The sequence below is a fragment of the Aquimonas sp. genome (assembly GCF_044377145.1).
GTDB lineage: Bacteria > Pseudomonadota > Gammaproteobacteria > Xanthomonadales > Xanthomonadaceae > Aquimonas.
The window spans coordinates 1-17,425 of record NZ_JBILJQ010000045.1; the positions used below are offsets into that span (position 1 = coordinate 1).

Annotated in this window: 18 protein-coding genes; 3 read left to right on the top strand and 15 right to left on the bottom strand. The window is 61.6% G+C overall.

The window, feature by feature from the left end; all coding sequences use genetic code 11:
- A partial coding sequence (locus ACIQ7H_RS13795; RefSeq protein WP_395792431.1) for an RNA-guided endonuclease InsQ/TnpB family protein occupies positions 1 to 736 on the bottom strand: 736 nt, incomplete at its 3' end.
- Between the two features lie 482 nt (positions 737 to 1,218).
- On the opposite strand from ACIQ7H_RS13795, the gene ACIQ7H_RS13800 reads away from it, so the two are divergent.
- Both ACIQ7H_RS13800 and ACIQ7H_RS13805 read left to right on the top strand, forming a co-directional pair.
- The gene (locus tag ACIQ7H_RS13800) at positions 1,219 to 1,422 is read left to right on the top strand and encodes a hypothetical protein (protein ID WP_395792433.1); all 204 of its coding nucleotides are present in this window, start codon (positions 1,219 to 1,221) and stop codon (positions 1,420 to 1,422) included.
- Between the two features lie 25 nt (positions 1,423 to 1,447).
- A complete protein-coding gene (locus tag ACIQ7H_RS13805; protein ID WP_395792435.1) occupies positions 1,448 to 1,903 on the top strand; it encodes a hypothetical protein in 456 nt (151 codons plus the stop codon).
- Positions 1,904 to 2,788: 885 nt separating this feature from the next.
- Here the strand turns inward: ACIQ7H_RS13805 and ACIQ7H_RS13810 are convergent.
- The 7 genes from ACIQ7H_RS13810 to ACIQ7H_RS13840 all read right to left on the bottom strand — a co-directional run bounded on the left by ACIQ7H_RS13810 (position 2,789) and on the right by ACIQ7H_RS13840 (position 10,213).
- Positions 2,789 to 3,673, bottom strand: coding sequence for a prepilin peptidase (locus tag ACIQ7H_RS13810; RefSeq protein WP_395792437.1), 885 nt, complete (start codon positions 3,671 to 3,673; stop codon positions 2,789 to 2,791).
- A gap of 341 nt (positions 3,674 to 4,014) precedes the next feature.
- The gene (locus ACIQ7H_RS13815; RefSeq protein WP_395792439.1) at positions 4,015 to 4,953 is read right to left on the bottom strand and encodes a hypothetical protein; all 939 of its coding nucleotides are present in this window, start codon (positions 4,951 to 4,953) and stop codon (positions 4,015 to 4,017) included.
- A gap of 483 nt (positions 4,954 to 5,436) precedes the next feature.
- Positions 5,437 to 6,075, bottom strand: coding sequence for a hypothetical protein (locus ACIQ7H_RS13820; protein ID WP_395792441.1), 639 nt, complete (start codon positions 6,073 to 6,075; stop codon positions 5,437 to 5,439).
- Between the two features lie 606 nt (positions 6,076 to 6,681).
- Entirely contained in the window at positions 6,682 to 8,112 is a 1,431-nt protein-coding gene (locus ACIQ7H_RS13825; protein WP_395792443.1) for a nicotinate phosphoribosyltransferase, read from the bottom strand.
- An 80-nt stretch (positions 8,113 to 8,192) separates the two neighbouring features.
- On the bottom strand, positions 8,193 to 9,287 hold the full coding sequence (locus ACIQ7H_RS13830; RefSeq protein WP_395792515.1) for a bifunctional nicotinamide-nucleotide adenylyltransferase/Nudix hydroxylase: 1,095 nt from the start codon (positions 9,285 to 9,287) through the stop codon (positions 8,193 to 8,195).
- Between the two features lie 146 nt (positions 9,288 to 9,433).
- Complete coding sequence (locus ACIQ7H_RS13835) at positions 9,434 to 9,931, bottom strand: GNAT family N-acetyltransferase (protein ID WP_395792445.1); 498 nt, start codon at positions 9,929 to 9,931, stop codon at positions 9,434 to 9,436.
- A gap of 3 nt (positions 9,932 to 9,934) precedes the next feature.
- Positions 9,935 to 10,213 carry a DUF1778 domain-containing protein gene (locus ACIQ7H_RS13840; protein WP_395792447.1) on the bottom strand — a complete coding sequence of 93 codons (279 nt, stop codon included), beginning with the start codon at positions 10,211 to 10,213 and terminating at the stop codon, positions 9,935 to 9,937.
- A gap of 434 nt (positions 10,214 to 10,647) precedes the next feature.
- Between ACIQ7H_RS13840 and ACIQ7H_RS13845 the strand changes: the two genes are divergently transcribed.
- On the top strand, positions 10,648 to 10,869 hold the full coding sequence (locus ACIQ7H_RS13845) for a hypothetical protein (protein ID WP_395792449.1): 222 nt from the start codon (positions 10,648 to 10,650) through the stop codon (positions 10,867 to 10,869).
- Positions 10,870 to 11,099: 230 nt separating this feature from the next.
- Here ACIQ7H_RS13845 and ACIQ7H_RS13850 read toward each other — a convergent pair whose 3' ends face one another.
- From ACIQ7H_RS13850 to ACIQ7H_RS13880, 7 genes are all read right to left on the bottom strand, one after another.
- Positions 11,100 to 12,269, bottom strand: a complete 1,170-nt coding sequence (locus ACIQ7H_RS13850; protein WP_395792451.1) for an ATPase, T2SS/T4P/T4SS family — start codon at positions 12,267 to 12,269, stop codon at positions 11,100 to 11,102.
- A gap of 156 nt (positions 12,270 to 12,425) precedes the next feature.
- Positions 12,426 to 12,620: a hypothetical protein gene (locus tag ACIQ7H_RS13855; protein WP_395792453.1), complete on the bottom strand. Its 195-nt coding sequence runs from the start codon at positions 12,618 to 12,620 to the stop codon at positions 12,426 to 12,428.
- The gene (locus tag ACIQ7H_RS13860; protein ID WP_395792455.1) at positions 12,617 to 12,829 is read right to left on the bottom strand and encodes a hypothetical protein; all 213 of its coding nucleotides are present in this window, start codon (positions 12,827 to 12,829) and stop codon (positions 12,617 to 12,619) included. The genes ACIQ7H_RS13855 and ACIQ7H_RS13860 overlap by 4 nt, the downstream gene beginning before the upstream one ends.
- Positions 12,830 to 12,910: 81 nt before the next feature.
- Entirely contained in the window at positions 12,911 to 14,662 is a 1,752-nt protein-coding gene (gene xseA, locus ACIQ7H_RS13865; protein ID WP_395792457.1) for an exodeoxyribonuclease VII large subunit, read from the bottom strand.
- A gap of 131 nt (positions 14,663 to 14,793) precedes the next feature.
- Complete coding sequence (gene tmk / locus ACIQ7H_RS13870; RefSeq protein ID WP_395792459.1) at positions 14,794 to 15,435, bottom strand: dTMP kinase; 642 nt, start codon at positions 15,433 to 15,435, stop codon at positions 14,794 to 14,796.
- 152 nt (positions 15,436 to 15,587) lie between these two features.
- Positions 15,588 to 16,223 carry an RES family NAD+ phosphorylase gene (locus tag ACIQ7H_RS13875; RefSeq protein WP_395792461.1) on the bottom strand — a complete coding sequence of 212 codons (636 nt, stop codon included), beginning with the start codon at positions 16,221 to 16,223 and terminating at the stop codon, positions 15,588 to 15,590.
- A gap of 15 nt (positions 16,224 to 16,238) precedes the next feature.
- Positions 16,239 to 17,387 carry a hypothetical protein gene (locus ACIQ7H_RS13880; RefSeq protein WP_395792463.1) on the bottom strand — a complete coding sequence of 383 codons (1,149 nt, stop codon included), beginning with the start codon at positions 17,385 to 17,387 and terminating at the stop codon, positions 16,239 to 16,241.
- Between the last annotated feature and the right edge of the window lie 38 nt (positions 17,388 to 17,425).

Here is a 17,425-nt window from a genome sequence, read left to right on the forward strand (position 1 = left end):
GCGTGCCCTTGGGGCAGGGCTTCGTCGGATCGAGGCCCTGCGCCTGCATCTGTGCCGCCAGCTGACGGCTCTGCCGGCGCTGGTAGCGGCGCAGCTTGGCCAGTTTCACCTTGAGCGGCTTGGCCGCGGTGAACACCCGGCCGTCGCTGCAGGTCGCGGTCTGGCGTAGGCCGAGGTCGATGCCGAGCGCGGTGCGCTCGGCTGGGCGGGCAATCGGCTTTGCCACTCCATCAGCGGTGAAGGTCGCGAACCAGCGGCCGGCGCTGTCGCAGCGCACGGTCACCGAACGCAGTCGCCCATCCATCGACTCGGTGCGACGAAATCGTACGCGGCCCAGCCCGTCGACCTGCACCTCGCCGAGGCGCTCGCCCAGCGTCACCTGTTGACGCCGCTGATCGAGCGTGAAGCGGGCGCTGTTGACTGTGCCGAAGCGCTTGCGCCGCGGGGCCCGCGCGCGGCCGGCGAAGAAGTTCTTCTTCGCCCGGTCGAAGTCGCGCAGCGTCTGAATGAACGGCTCTCGCGGCAGATCGGCGAGCCAGGCGGTGTCCGGCTGACGCTTCAGCGCCGTGAGCGCCTCCGACCAGGCGGTGAAGTCGCTGCGCTGCCCCGAAGCCCGCAGCGTGCGGTCGAGCTTCAGCGCCCAGTTCCAGACGAAGCGCCGCGCCCCGAACAGGCGGCACAGCGTGCGCGCCTGGTCCACGGTCGGCGACAGCCGCACGCGGTAGGCGCGCTCCAAGGTGGTCGTGGGTGCGACTTCGGACATGCCAACAGCTCAGCACGACGATGCGGGTTGTCAAATTGCGCGCGCCGAGTCGCACGGGCTGAGACACAGCGCCTACTGCCGCCGGTCGCCCGCCTCGCTGGCCGTGATCGCCGGGATGGCTGCTCGGCCGTCGGCGCACCGACACGCTCCGATTCGGCTCAAGCCGGCGGGGTCGTCGCCGTCCATGGCTCCTTCGTTGTACGCACGACCGAGCGGCCTGCCGAGCTGTGCCAGCCGCACGCACTCACCTCTCTCTTAACAATGTTGCATATATGCACCGTCTTGGGTATTCTGATGTCGGCTCTGCGAGTGCACGCAGGGCCGCTTGATCGTGCCGCGCCGCGGCTCACAAGCACTGATGCACAACTTGGCGAACGGCAAGCGAGCGCCAAAAACACTCTAGGAGAAGTCCGTGAAAAACTATTTGTTTAAATCAACCCTAAGGACCGTGAGAAATGGATTACCAAGATCTTCTGAAGAAGCTCAAAGAGAAAGCGAAGCAAGATGGCGTTTCATTTAGGATCGATAAAAAGCGCGGCAAGGGCTCACACGCCACCGTCTATTACGGTGACAGGTTCGCCATTGTGAAACTGCGCGGCGTCATCCCATCTGGAACGTTAAGCCATGTGTTTAAGCAGCTGGGTGTTCGCCTGGAATAGGTATAGATTTATTAGGAGCAGTGTGATGCATACACATGCCCTGAAGTATCCCGCTCTTATTGAGCGGGGTGCGGACGGAATTTCGATTACGTTTCCAGACTTCCCGATGGTAGCCACCAGCGCGGAGTCTGAAGACGAACTCACCGAGACACTCGTGGATGCTCTCGACGAGGCGATCGCATTCACCATCGACGAAGAACTACCCCTGCCACCAGCTTCCAAAGTCGACGGCGCGGTCGACGTTTTGCCGTCCGCAGAAATGGCGCTCAAAGCAAAGCTCTACGCCATCGTCCGCAGCCGCGCCTGGTCGCAGGCCGAGCTCGCGCGGCACCTAGACATAAACCGAGCCGACGCTCATCGGTTGCTGGATCCACGGCACTCGACCCGGCTAGATCGCATGACGAGTGCGTTCAAGCGCCTTGGATACGACATCATTGTCGCGCTCCAAGATCACACACAAAGCCCGGTTGTGCGCGGCTGAGACCGGCTAAGGCGGACAAAGCAAGAAAAGAAAAGGCCCGCATCCGCGGGCTTTTTCTCTAACGCAGCGTCAAGGTCGCAACGTAGATTGCTCGAACCGCACACGCCACATCCAGGGGTCATCACCGGCCGAGCGCGGGCCATGGGCTGTTTCGAAGTTAGCGAGAAAGCGCATCCTCGGCGAAACGCCGAGCCCACCAAAACCAGCCTCTCTTGCTTCCTCGGGAGTGATCGAGTGGAGCCGACGCGGCGTGCTCTCCAGCGTGCGTAGAACGAGCCTGGAAGCCCAGATGGGCATGGACGACCACAGCTCCCGCGTAACGGCCTTTGCCGGGACCCTTGAGAGGCAGGCCGCTCCGTCATAGATCCGAGTGTCCTCGCCGGCGCGGGTGCAGCCATCGACTGCGTTCACGAGTGTCTGGAACGAGGAATCGATGACCCGCCAGTGAGACTCGGCGACCCAAAACGCATCGCCCGGCGCGCCGATGGGGCAGCGACGAACACGCTCCGTTACCCGCGGTGCCCCCGCGGCGTCTAGTGGAAGCCATTCGTGATTCTTGCCCTGCGCAAAGCCGCTGATCTGCTGTCCGGGCCGCGGCTGCATCAGCAACCAGAGTTCGCGACAGCGCCCCGCGAGTGCCAGCTCCACCCAATCTGCGGATCGAGGCAACCGGTGTACGGCGAACGGGCCGCATGAGAACCCACCGTTGCGTAGGCCCTCAGCGGCGCTGCCAACCTCTGTGCACCAGGGGGGCGGGTCGGAAAGATCCATCTCAGGACAGTCGGCAGCAGTTCGAATTCATGGCCGAGAGTGTGCGGGCGCAGTAGTGCCGCGAGTTGTCACTTGGGTGTCGGTTTGGGCGAGATATCGGGAAGCACTCGCCGATCAGGGGAAACCCAGCGCGCGTGCCCATGGGCCGAGGTGACTGGGGCCGTACAGCATCCAGGCGAAGATGCCCGATGCGATGGCCGGCCCAAAGGCCAGAGGCGTCTGGGCGCCCTGCCCCGTCCTTCGCAGATGGATCAGACCAAAGAATGAGATCAGGCAGGCCGCGATGAAGAGGATAGGCATGACGGCGTGCGGCCCGAACCAGGCCCCAGCGACAGCCATCAACTTGAAGTCGCCGTATCCCAATCCTTCCCGCCCTGTCAGTAGATGGTGCAGCCAGAACACGGACCACAGGCTTAGGTAGCCTGCCGCCGCACCCAAGATCGCCTGGTCCGGATGCACGAATAGGCTAGAGATCGATAGCAGCAGGCCGACCCACAGCAACGGCAGCACGATCCCATCCGGCAGCAGCTGATCGCGAAGATCAATGCCGCTGGCCGCGATCAGACACCCAGTAAGCACGAGGCCCGCTGCAGAGGCCGGCGTGGATCCGAAGTGGTGGACGACAAGAGCGAAGAGCAGCCCGGTTCCAGCTTCGACCAGCGGGTACTGGACACTGATCGCTGTACCGCAGGCTCGGCACCGTCTCCGCAGGGCCAACCAGCTCAGAACAGGCACGTTCTCAAACCAAAGAATGCGATGTCCGCAGCTTGGGCACGCGGAACGCCCATGGAAAAAGTTTGGCGGCGCTGGCTCTTCGAACAGCTTGTCGAGGAGCTCATGGGCATCCCGGTTCCACTCCCACGCAATCCTGCGAGGAAGCCGCAAGATCACCACGTTGAGAAAGCTACCCACCAGACAACCCAGCGCAGCAGCGCAGACAATGGTCAGCACGGGATTCAGGGCCAGGGCCAGCTGCACGCCATGCAAAGACTCAAACACCGCGCTGACTCCCGGGGCGGATCATATCTCTGACGCGTTCGAGCTCGGGAAAGCCATCTGCACAGATGTTCAAGGCTTCAAGCAGCGCGGCCATGCGAATCGTTGGATCTCGATGGCTGAGGCGCCTGGACAACTCGCACTCGGGCGGATGCCGGGGTGACGGTGCTGGACCAGGCTCCGAAGCGACAAGCGGATCCCACTGGTTCGACAGCGGGTGGCGTGGAGATTCTGGCATGAGTAGATTCGACAGCTCGGTGAGACTGGGAGCAGTTCCTGAATGCTTGCTTCAATGACCTTGGGCCACGAAGCACGCCGGAAACCCGTTACGGAGGGTAAGCGATCTAGGTGATCGCCAAATCTGCTGCAGCCTTACGCACTGGTTGCAACCATCGCCATTGGCCAGCGATTATTTCTGGTTGGTTAAGGTCTTCCAGCCAAGCGTCGCGCTTTCCTCGACGATGCGTAGTGAAGAAGAGGGAGTACTTCGGAGACCCGCGAGAAAAGATCTGGCGGAGTGTCCGCGACGCAGGCTTCAGATTAGCTTCTTGGGCGGACCTATCGAAATCGTTTAACTCCACCTCGAAGATCCAGAGGTATCTCTCGGGGTGATTCAAGTTGAAGGCTTGAGACAGTGCCATTGCTGCAGTAAGTGCACGCGAAACGTCGTTGGTCAGGTAGCAACCATCGGTCCAGTGTTGCCGAACGTACATCACCTGGCTCCGCTCGAAGCACCAACCGTAACCCCGAGCCGTCCCTTCACCAAAAGTCAACTCGAAGCGATGAGCTGAGGTAGAGATGTCCCGATCGTCTAGGATTCCAGACTTGTCCAGTGATCTCCACTTTAGGTCGGGGCACAGGACATCTATTGCCTCAAGCGGGATACCGCAGCATGAGAACTCCTTGAGGAATCTTTCAGATTTCTTCACATTGTCGATCACAGAAGCAATAACACCACCTTCTCCGGTGTACTCATCCACCGTAAATCGAAATCCTCTGTCACGAAGATCATCCACCCGAAACCTGAGCAGAGCAGATGGAGACGCACTAAATGGATACCTAGTAAGCGCCGTTGGAAAATCCTCCCAGAAAGAAATGCGAAAGTGCTGAGCACCGTTCGATCTGGCCTCGCGCTTCATGTCATTGAGATCTGTGTGACAAAGTGGACCGGCGAACTCCATGTCGAGGGAGGCTCGAAAGAAGCGGTCAGGGAGGATACGCTTCAACTGCTCAACACAGTCACCTCTATAAAGATATTCTCCGATAACGTCTTTAATCTTCATTAACCCCCCATAGAATTTGATGGAAAGACTTGAACAGCATATCTGTGCAACAATTTTATTGCAGGCCTGGCATCTTGGATTTACTACTTTTTCTACTCACCATTCTTAACTCTACTCCCTTAGTTAGTGAAGGCTTGGCGTCCTTATCCGTGCTGCCGATCGCTGTCGAGTCTCGTGTTGGCGGCACCGTGCGGTAACGAGTTGATTCCAAAGATGAGCAAGAGCGCTAGTGCGAGTAGGCATACTTCAATAGCCAGAAAGGCGCCGATCAACGCAGTCAGAGCTGCGGGTAGAAGACTGCGGCTGGCGGCCTTGAGGATAGCGAGCGTAGGCACTATGGCGCAAAGCAAGCCCACCCATCCGGCCCAGTGGGCCGGCGCTATCCACGCAGCCCCGAGCACCATGATGACACCGCCGACAATCCATAGGGATTCGCGCCTGATTCTGCGTGGATCGAAGAAATCGAACATACCCCTGCTCCTATCAGCACCTGTGGGACACAGGCGGCCAGATCTCGGCCAAATGGAGAACCAACCGCATGCCGTCCTTCGCCCAAGAACGGCCGTTGACCTTGCCCATCGCAATTTCGGCGAGCCAATTCCCGTCGTCGAGCATTTCAAGGAAGACTACGCGTTCCAGCTCGGCGTACGTCGTTCCCCCATCCTCGCGCCTGACCATGGTGGCATCTACCTGGCCGTACCCGCCGACCTGCGGCCCCAGCCACCCATGAATCGCCGTCCAACGCGCTCGCTGCTGCATCCCAATCAGCGCGCGCTGCACAGCAGAATCCGGCGAATTCCACCCTTCGGCCTGCCCCAACACATCCCTCGGCCATCCCTTTGGCCCTGGATCCAAGTCGACATTTGGTTCCACTTTCGGCCAGTCACGAGTTGCGCTGTCGCGCCGATCCAAAGTGGGCATGTCCGATGCGCCGTCCTGCCTCAGCTTCGCCGGCAAGCCGCTGAACCAGGTGCGGAGTCGGCGTCCGCGGCGATTGCCCGCTGCTGTGAACGCACGGTCACAGGCGTTCTGCTTGCGCCCGAGCCTGCCCCGCAGGATTCGAATCTGCGTCGTTAGTTTCTGTTCGATCGCTTGGATCACCGTCTCTACGGTGTGAATCATCTTGTGGGTTTCCTGGGTTAGCGAGGCGCTTGCCGCACGTCGTCGGTTGGCATCCTGGCTCCTTCAACCTTCCTGCTTGGGCCGGGCGTCCCTGCCCAGATTCGCTTTCCATACCGCCCACGGTAGTTGGCCGTTGCATGCTCCAGTGACGAAATGCCACGTGTATCGAGGACATATCCGACAGACACGGCGGGGCATCCCTGCCCTTCCCTCGTCAGCGCCTTCCTGGCGTGTGCTCCATCCTGGAGCCCGAAGGTCGACCCGCCGCGCCACATCCATGTGGCTGAGCTTCCTGCCCCGGCGCCGGTCGGTCTCACCGCTTGAGATCCACAATGGGACAGGATTGGCTGGGAGCAACTTGCGCAAAAGGCCCCGCATCGGTCAGCCGTTTAAGCTGTGGGTGTTGTGGTCGACGAGGTCGGCCGCCACTTCGAAGGGCGCGCCGATTCGAGCGGGCCGGCTTCCAGCACCGCATAGAGCGGATCTGCGTGGCGGCGGGGCTGAGTTCCCCAGACACGCCAAGGGACGCTTTCGCGGCCCTTGGCTTTGAACGGCGCCCGCACTGCCCGGACTTCCGGGATTCAGCATCGCAGTTTCGCTGCGGCCCTACAGCCCTCGCGCCGCACGCGCCCGCACTTCGTCCAGCGTCCACTCACTCACCAGCGAACCGTTCTCCCACACCGTCTGCATCGCATGCGCCCAGCCGGCGGGGAGCGTCATGTCCTCGATACGCTTGATCTCGTGCGGCACCGGCACGGTCTTCCAGCTGCCGAACTCGGTGTGGCGGATCAGGGTCAGGCGGCCGCGCTTCGACTGCTTGCCGGGGTCGGTGATCGGGTCTTTGTAGACGTCGATCCATTCGCCGTTGACGCGCGCGGCCGAGCACTTGAGCGCGAACTTCTGTGTGTCGCGATTGAGCTTCTGCAGCAGGCCGCCGCCCATGCCGAAGGCGACGTTGTCGGCGCTGTAGCCGGCTTGCGTGAAGCGTTCAAGGATCAGCTTCAGGCTGACCGGGTCGATGCCGTCGCCCTGGATCACCCGCACCGTGTTCAGCACCTTGTAGCCCTTGCTGTTGACGCTGTGGCCGAAGGCTTCGTCCAGCGCCTCCAGGCAGCTCAGCACCATCTCGAGGGGGTCGCCCGAGTCGGGGCGGATCACCACGGTGGCGCCGCTGTCGATGACTTCCTGGCGCAGCGTCTGGCCCCAGTGCTCACGGATGGCGCGGTGGATGTCGTAGCTGTCGGAGACCACGGCGACGATGCCACCCGGTTTGGCGAACTGAGTGAGCATGTTGCGGTAGGCGTCGACCTCGCGCTCGCGGCCCCAGCTGGTGATGGTGCTGTGCTCGGCGGCGGGGATGCTGAAGCCGGCCATGTCGGCGCCGTACCAGGCGCGCGCAGCCATCAGCGCCGACACCGTGTCGGTGCCCAGAAAGTTCACCATATGAGCAAGCCCGCCGAGGCCGGCGCTCTCGGTGCTCGACACGCCACGGGCGCCGAAGTCGTGCAGCTTGAAAGGCAGCTGGCCTTCCGGGTCGTCGCTGCTGCGCAGAAGGTAGTCGCGGATGGTCTGCTTGGCCTGCCAGCTGATCGTGGCGACCGTCACCGGATACCACAGGCGCAGCAGCAGCGTTTCCATGTAGCTCGGCAGCCAGTAGGCTTCCGCGTCGGTCGATTCGATGGTCACCAGGGCCTGGTGGGTTGGCACCACATGGCCCTCGGGGACGGCGCGGATGCGCAGCGGAAGGCGCCCGCCGTGGACATCGACGATGCGCCGCCAGCCGGCCTCGTTGAAGGGCTCGCCATGGGCGGCGAAGACATCGCGCGCCTCGTCGACATCGGCATGGGTGATCGGCGTGCTGAAGTAGGCCTTCAGGATCGCCTGCAGGCCGAAGAACAGCACGTGGTCATGGATGCCGCCGCGGCTCTCGACGTAGAAAAAGCTGGCGTCGGTGCCCGGCGGGTACTGCAGCCAGTGGCTGGCTTTGTAGCTGTCGGTGTTGAGGATCAGATTGTCGAACGGGTGACGAATGTTCATGACGTGAAACTCCTTCGCGTCGGATGCCGGTGGTCTGTCCGCCGGCGGTGGGTGTGGGGTGATGACGGGCGGTGCGGTGTTCAACCGCGGCCGATGAAGTACTCGAGGATGTGCAGGTGGTCCTCGAACAGGCGCGGGCCCATCTCCAGCGCCTCGGCCACCGGGAACCAGCGCGCCTTGTCTGCATCGTCGCTACCGCGCACGCCGGGCAGCTCGCCCTGCGGGAACTCGAAATGGAAGGCGTGGGTGATCGTTCTGCCGCGCAGCGAGCGTTCGGGGTGGTCGAAGACGTGACCGCCTTTGAGCGAACCGCGCAGCACCGGCGCCGGCAGCTTGAGGCGGGTCTCTTCGCGTAGCTCGCGTAGGCAGCCGTCCAGCAGGGCCTCATCGGGTCGGATGAACCCGCCCGGCAGCGCCCACAAGCCCTTACCCGGCGCGCTGCGGCGGCGGATCAGCAGCACATGGCCCGAATGCACCACCACCGCATCGGTGGTGACGAAGGTCGGCGCGTAGGGCGCTGCGTCCCAGGCCGCGCGGTAGTCACGCAGGAAGCGGTACTCCTCGACCAGGCCCGCAAAGGCCGGATCGTGTTTTCGGAAGGCATCGAGCATTGCGAAAGTCGGCTCGGGCACATTGGCTCGCACCAGCATCAGGCTGCCGTAGTCGCCGGGGCCAGTCTCGAACAGATGGCGGCGAAGATCCGTCGCCGACAGGGTTTCCGTGTGACCGACATCGATCAGCCGCCACTGCGGGAATTCTTCCAGGTAGTAGCTGCTGGCGTCCTTGCGCTGGCCGATCAGGCCGATGCGCGCATCCGCGGCGCCGCCATCGGCGCGGATGGCCTCAGCGACCGTGCGCTGCACGGCGGCGATCCACTGCGCCTCGTTGTAGAGGTGATCGCGCAGCGGGCGCACGATCAATTGCTCGGCAGCATCCTCAAGCGTGGCCTGCACCATCACGCGGCGCTCAGCGGCAGTCCATGGGTTACGCGGCGTGCGCGGCGCGTCGGCCGAACCGATCAGCAGGATGAGCTTGCCAGGCTTGGCAGGTTGCATGTTTGTTCCGTCGGCATTGCCCCGGAGCAGACGCAGGGCGTGGCGGGCGACGGCGAGATGGCCGTTGTGAAACGGCTCGAAGCGGCCAATGAAGACCACGTAGTCGAAGTCCATGAGGATCCCTCAGGGTGGGTACCGCTGGTCAGTCCGGCGGCTTAGGGCAAACGATACGCTTCAGTGAATTGCTGTCAAGTTGGTCTGCGCAGCCAACTTCGCTTGAAACTGCTTGCGAAATCCGCCCTAGCGCGCCGAACGCATGGTGTTCCTCACCGTGCTGCAATCACCCTCGCAATTTTCAGATCCAGCATCGCCATGAGCGGGTCGACTGGCGACGCGACGAAGCCGTTCTGGATGTAGAACGCCTTTGCGGCTTCGTCAATCGCATGGCAAAGCAGCACTCGGGCGGCAACGGTCTCTGCGGCAACAATGGCCCGGAGTGTTGCGTCTTTCAGCAAGCCTCGCCCCAGAGACCGTCGCTGATGCCTTTCGTCAACAGCCAACCGTGCCAGCACGATCGCCGGCACCGGCGCCGGCATGTTTCTGCGGATAGGACCCGGCACGCGTTCGAGGGCGACGCTACCGCTTGCAAGCGCGTAGAAGCCGACCACGCGCTCACCATCGGTGACAACGAACGTCTTCGATGCGAGGCTGCTTTGGTTGGCAAGGGCACGCTTGAGGAGCCAGTCGGACAGCGACGCGTGCTGGCACTGGAAGCCGGCGAGAACGTGGGTGGACGTCAGTGGCTCAGGCCGGGTATACGGCAACCTTTACGCCTTGTCCCAGGGGGCTCGGTGCTCGAAGAGGGCTTTGAGCGCGGCCGGATTCGGCAGCGGGGCGTCCAAGGCGTCCATGAACGCCTGCATCTGCTCCGTCGAGAGCGCGAACTGCGTTCGATCAGCGAGGACAGTCTCCGCGCGCTGCAAGCTGGCCTCGATCATGAAACTGGACACTGAGGTGTTGAGCGCTTCCGCGCCGCGATCGATTAGGCCCTTCGCCAAGGCGTGGGTGCGGATGTTGATCTTGACGTCGCGGGTTGCGGTGGCCATGACTCCGGCTCCAGATGAGCGCCATACATTGTGCGCACATCCTTGACTGTACTTGACTGCACTTTGCTGGTCAACGCGTAGCTTGGCTGCGGACTGCATGCGTGGTCCGCAAGTCATCGCCGGTCACGCAGCTGAACCCGGTGAACTGCGAACACCGCTAGCTCGCCGCAACGCGGCGTCCGCGAGCCGGCGCGCGGGACGCACCGCACGCGAAGGCTCCGGGTGGCATAGATCTCTGAGCCTAAAGGAGCGATGTCACCGGCTTGATCCTGCCGCCTCTTCGTGTGCATCCTCAGGGGCAATTCGCCCTCGGGCGATCAGCTCGCCGGGCTGTCAATCCGGCACACAGGCCTTCAGGCCACACCACACCCCAACGGGGACGTCATGTCCCCTTCGGGGGATGTGCGTCCCCTTTTTCATTAAAGGAGATGCACATGCTTGACCACGACGAGATCCGCGCCTTTCGACGCTTTCTGAACACGGCCAGTCGAAGCGAACTGGCCGACAAACGCTCCAGCATCGATCGAATGCTGGGCCTTGTGACACAAGGCACTGAGGAGGCGCGCGACCTGCGCTTCATGCTGCGCTTGCTCCGCGAGGAGCTCGGCGCCCGCGCCGAAGTCGACGCCATCGTCGCCCGGCGTCTCAACCGCTAGAAACCTGAAGGCCGACCTCTTCGCGAGGTCGGCCTTTTTCAATTCAGGTTTCCAGTTTCAGCCCTCGCAGCTGGGGCGGCCTGTGCGGCCAGCTCATATGCAAAGCAGCAGCGAGAACTGGCCGCGCCCAACCTGGTGTCGCGTCCAGCGCTGTCGCATTGTTTGGATCTGAGTCGATCAATCTGTGGTCACGGATCGGGGCGACTCGCAGTGGGTCGGGTAAAGCCCAGTCAACCCCGATCGAGAGAGAGTTTCGGAGTCTCAGCTCTCCATAGGAGTTTTTCGATTTCTTCTGCGCCCAGAGGACGATCCTGACGCATGTTTGCGATGGTATCGTTCTGCTTCTTCGCAATGTTATCAAGGGACTCGAAGTTGCCGCGACGGATTGCGCGGGCAACCGATTCCCCGCTCCAGATCAGGTCTCCACTGATTTCGCAGCGGTTCCAGTCCGGGCCCTGGTTGTGCCAGGACAGGCGCTGGCACCAGACGCCCTTGAGCGCGACCGCGAGCATCTCGCGTGCGGCTTCTGGATCTAGGTTGTCACCACCAGGGGCGCACAGCATTGCCATAATGCGTAGGGCGTCGACCGCGCTGCGGGCATTGATTGTTGCAATGACCAGGTGACCGCTGGCGGCCGCCTTCAGGATCTCAATGGCAGTCCTGCTGTCCGGGATCTCGCCCGCCATGAGAATCGTCCCGCATGGGATCGCTGGAAACAGGCGCAGCGTGCCAATCAACGCGCGGAAGAAGGAGTCGCTCGGGGGCTCGTAGGCGTCGATGGCTTCCACCGGGCGCTGCATACACACACCCTTGCCCCAGACACCTTGGAGCGGGAGCTCGCATGGATATTCAACCGTCTGGGCATGGCCAGCATAAACTTCGAGGCGCGAGCGTACGATCGCGCTTGCGGTGGTCGTTTTTCCTCCCCCCAAGTGACCCGCGATCAGGATCAACCCCCCTTCCAGCATGCTTCGACCGAGGAAAAGGGTTTGCACGTTGGGCGGCAATTTGAGTTGCTTCAGACTGGGCGCTTCGTGCGGAAGAACGCGCAGCATCAAAGTGTGCCCCGCGGCATTGCGCCCTACCTCAACCCGAAACGCCAGACCAGCGTGATCGATCCGGAATCGCTGCAAGCCTTCCGCCACACGCTCTTGGGCAATGGAGATGATTGGCAAGAGCTTCTCGCAAATGGTCGTGTCGTCATCGTTCCGGAGTCGTTTGGCTCCTGACTCACCGACGGACACGATGCCCGACTTCACCAAAGCACGGCTGAGGGTCTGATTGTCTCCTACCACGCTCTTTTCAACGCGGAGGAAGATATCCCTGACTAGCGGCCAATCCGCGGCGGTCAGCGGGGACAGCAGGTAGTAGATATCAAACGGGATTTCCTCATCAATCATGGGTTTTCTCAAGGTGGTATTGCAGGATAAGTCGGGGCCTCGGGCGTTCTGCGATCAGGCTACCGGACGCAGCACAATGGCGCGGGGTTGACAGGCATCGCTCAGTCACCTCGCCCATCAGCCACGCAACCTCGGTGCCGGCGCCGCGAAGCAAAGCTACGCATCAGGATTGGCGTCAGCAGTGCCTGCAGGCAGCGACTCCAGTTGCGCACGCCTCTCCAGCGTGGCCATGGCAGCGAGCGCCTTCGCATCGTCGCCGACAGCCAATGCATGCACGATGTCGCGCTCGATCAGAACGCGGCCGCCCTCCAGCGCTTTGAGAGCCGGCTTGCTGTCTGCCGGCGCGCTCACGCCGATTCCGGCTGCGCGAACATCGCGTCGAGTCGCTGGGTCGCAGCCTCGAGCCGCGCCTTGGCCTCGGTGTAGGCCGCCTGGCCCTGCTCAGCGAAGGCCAGTGCTTCGTCGATGGCCTCGGGTGGCAGCTGGTCGAGCTTGCTCACGCAGCCTGCCAGCGTCTTGTACAGCGCATCGAAGCGCTGGGTTTCGGAGACTTCGCTCATGGGGCACTCCGCTTCAGGGGTGCTGCAGTATTTCCCCGGCAACCGCTCTCATCAAGTTGCGGTAAGGACAGGCTCACGCGCTCAGGCGTTCCGCTTCAATGCAGCGTCGCGAGCACCGTCGATCCACTGGATGACCACGTTGTCGGGCGATTCGGCAGCGGTCTTCACCACCCTGCCTTGCATGTCCCGAACCAGCGCAAAGCCGCGCGTCAGCATGCGACGAGGATCCAAGGCTTTCAGTTCTCCGTGCTGTTGCGACAGTCCCAGCTGTGCTGCGGCCAGCTTCGTCCGAACCAGGGGCTGAAGCCGCCCGAACTCCCGCTCCAGCAGCAGAGGCGCTTGGTCGAGACGCTGTCGCGCCCGCTGCTCCATTTGCGCGCGTGCACGTTCCAAGCCCTGCCCTGCAGTACTGAGCCGCGCCTGCGCGCGGGTTAGCAAGGCGGTGCCCTGGCGCACCAGATTGGCCTCGAACTGCGCGAAGCGCATGCGCGCCGTCTGCTCCAGCGTGCTTTGCAAGCTCGCGAGGTTCGACGCTGCCAAGACTGCGAGGCTGCGCGCCCTGCGCTCCGCCTGCGTGCGCAGCGCCTCGACCTGCGTCCCCGCATGGTCGCACTTGCCGCGCGCAGACTGGGCCAATCGCTGCTGCTGCGCGTCAAGTCGCGACCGAGCTAGTTCGACCTTGCCGCGGGCAATCCGCTGGATCTTGCTGGCGTTCTCAAGTGCGCTGCGCGCCCGCTCTACGATCACCCGGCGGATGTGGCCGATGACTTTGCTGGGCGTGTCGAAGGCGAGGCAGGCCACCTCGTCCGGCAGGCCACTGTCGCGCTCGTGGCCCACGCCCACCATCACCGGCACCGGCGCTTCGCAGATGGCCTTGCCAATCTCGTAGGCGTTGAGCCAGTCCAGATCGAGCTGAGCACCGCCGCCGCGGATCAGGACGATGGCGTCGAAGGGCTGCGTCTGGTGGATCACCGACGTCGTAGTCAGGGCATTGGCCACAGATACTGCCGCGCCTGCACCCTGAAACAGCGCGGGAATGGTGACGATCTCAAGAAGGCCCAGCGCCTGCAGGATCTCCCCGTCGCGCATGAAATCGCCAAGGCCAGCGGCGCCTTCGGGCGCGATCACTGCGATGCGAGTGAAATCGATCGGCGCCGGCAGCGCCTTGTTGCGGGCCGCCAGGCCCTCGGCCTCAAGGCGTGCAACCAATCGCTTGAGCTTGGCTGCGAGCTCGCCGAGGACGAACGACGCGTCCAGGTCACAGACGGTCAGGCCGAAGCCATAGGTGGGGTGGAGCTCCGAGGTGACCTGCAGCAGCAAGCGCATACCCACCTGCGGCGGTCCTCCGACGAGCCCGACAAATCGCTGCCACCAGCTTCGGCTCTCGATGCTGAAGGCTTTGGCCGTGACCTTGGCCACGGCGTTGCCGCGCTGGTCGAACTCCGCGAGCGTGATGTACAGGTGCGCGCCCTTCCTGTTGATCTCGCTGAGCTCCGCGATGACCCACGTCGGAGTCGAGCAGTGCGCTTTCACCACTGCACCGATGCCCTGCAGGTAGCTGGACAGCGGCAAGCCGATGGCTACATCGGGCGCACTCGTCGCGGGTTCGGGCGTGGGCAATGGTTGGTCGACACCGGCGCCACGGGTCGGCGCAGTTGCCCTGAGGGACGACGATGCGCTGCCCCTTTGTGCGGCGGTCTGTAGCCAAGTCGCGAAAGGTGCGAGGTCAACACCCTCGGGGACGTACCAGACCTTCTTGGCTCCATCCCATTGGGCACCGAGTGCCTTGGCTTGGTCTTTCTGGCTGAAGGGGACAGACAGGGGTGTGTTCATGCGGCAACGATGCCACGGTATGAGCGAAGCGCAACCTACACCGAGGGGACGTGGCGTCCTGATGCACCGCTCAGTCACCTCCTAAACGAGTGCGGGGAATCGGCCGTGGCGGTGCAAATCTAAGCTATGCATTAGGAACGGCGTCTCTGCACACCGCTGAGAGCGCTCGCAATCGAGCGACGGGCGGTTTCAGCGATCTCGTTCAGTGGCATCCTGGCGTCGAGACGCACCAGAGAAACGCCTCGCATCAACTCTTCATCCGCCCATATGGCCTCGTATCCTGCGGCACAGTCACGCAGCGCGACATAGGTCTCCGGCGCCGTTGGGGCTTCACCTCGCGCCTGGATCCGCGTGAGCGCTATGTCGGGGTCGAGGTCTAGGAAGAGGACGGCGTCGGGACGAGGAGCGAAAGCTTCGTTCTCACGAACGATGCGTCGCACGTCATCGGGATCGACGCCTTGGTAGGCTGCGGTGGAGTAGTAGCTGCGGTCACAAATCACGCAGTCCCCGCGCGCCAACGCTGGGCCGAGGACGCTGGCAACATGGGCGCGCCGGTCCAACTCGAAAAGGCGGCGTTCCTCTTCTAAGGGGAGCCGAATGCCGGCTGCAAACGCTTCTCGAAGGTGGGTGCCGTGCGGGCCCGACGTCGGCTCCCTGGTTAGAACGAAGCAGGTTTCTGAGGCAATCTCACGTACCAGCGTGCTCTTCCCCGACCCATCGATCCCCTCCACCACTACCAGCGTGCCAGAAAGTAGATGCTTGAATCCAGTCATTGCGTGGTATCCGGGCTGCTCTATGTGTCGCTTCAGGCAACACATATGAGTATCTTCACGTTGAAAACAGTCATGCTCTCTTCTCCGAAGAAACTCCAGCGGCGGCTTGTCACCTTTGGCACTATCGGGGGAACGCTAACTCCGCAGATACATCAGATTACGCGAACATTCACTAGGGCAGCCAAGCGCTGGAACTGAGCTTGAGCTCGCAGGTCGTCGAAGCTCACTTGCGCGGTGACCTTGAGCGGAGCGGTTTCCTCAGAGTCTCGCTTCCAAATCATCAGGGCCGAATTCTTCAGCTCTTGCCGGCTGATCCACAAAATTCCATCCGCTTGCGGGTGAGCCGCCAAGAGTTGCGACGCCCAATCTCGCGTTTTCATGTATTCGGACGCTGGGCAATGTCCAATTGCCGCTGCTGTGCCTTCGCCCAGAGCACGTGCTGCCGGACCTTCAAGTGGGATTAGGCAGATATCTCGGGTGAGCACTACCTCGGCCAAGAACTTCCCCGCCAGCTCGCTGGCTTCGACTACGCCTCCAGACACTTCAAAACGAAGGACCGATTCAAGGATCGCGACTTCTGGTGTGATTCCGCAATAGCTCACCGGAATCAGGCTTCCGGTCGAATCGACAAGTGGACTAAATCGATAGTTGGCAAGCGGAAAAGAGCGGGAATCCCATGCATTTGCTGGGAAGATGTTTATACCCACACGGAAAAGTGCTTGGTCTTTCTTGATAGTTGTTAGTTCCAGCGTGGGAATTGTAGTGGGAATGTGAGGGCATAGGATCATCCGTTCGGTGTCCTATCAATCCCTTTGAAATCGCACTTTCGCGGCTTCCAGAACCCGAGCTGGCTCTTTCTCAAACACGTCCATCGGCCTTTCCCCCGCGAGCAACCCGGAGGGTGCGTAGAACCAAATCAGTGCAGGCCATCCGTCACTGAGCTCTTCGTCTGAACGCCCAGAATTGATGACCGTAAGAACGTCTTTCATGCAGGGGCTCAACCGTCCACTTGCCTGAAACTGAAAAGCTGGGAACTTATACGCATTGGCTTCTCGAACTGCTAAGGCGCCTGCCTTTCGAAGGCGCTGGCCAAACGTCCTCGGATTCTCTGTGGAATTACCGCAGGCTTTGGCTACTTCTTTAGCGCTGAACAATCTTACACTGTGAAGTATCTCATCTCGCAAACGGCTTCGAGCCTGAAGGCGCATTTCGGCCAGATTCGCCGGAGCCGGAGCATCTTGCGAAAGCCATGCTTCCAAACCGCTTGAATCGGCTGATGGCAAAGCGGTGACGGCTTCCTCAGATTCATCTATAAAGTTGGAGGCAAGAAGGTTGCCATGTTCTGAATGCTCTAAAACAATGAACTCGACAGCTTCGAGTTCTGGATCATCATCAAATGCAGAACCGTCACTTTGTTCTGAGCTAACCAGATTATTGATCAGATAGTCAAACACCTCAGTATCGGAAAGATGTTTCCTCAGATGCACTTTGGCGAGCATCGACTCCATAATATATGCCCTCATCCCAGTATGAGCAATACGCTTTCCGGAGGGCACTAATGCATTGCCAATCTTCTGACCTGGCGAGAAGACTCGAACCTGAATATCGTCTCCCGTTACTCGCGCCGACTTCTGCCCTGATGTCTGGCCACCCTTCTGGCCGGACCAGTATCCTAGAACCTGAATTCCCAGTATTTCCGAATGAATCTCATAGACAGAGAAGTTGGACGGAGCTTGCCCAAAGGCGGAACTGATTTTTCCCGTCTTTTGCGAGGAAGCATTTATGACTCTGTGCGCAACTTCTTCGGTACGCCCAATGGTCACCGTATCAATTTTACTGCCCGTGCTTCCGAGAAAGCTCCGCAGCGTTGGTCGGTTCTCATTGTCCAGATCGGACGATAGCTTTGCACCCGTCTTGAGCTTGAGTACGGCGAAAGGGGGCATCTCGGGCATGGTCGTGGCTTCCTAGGACAGCGGTACGAACGTTACGC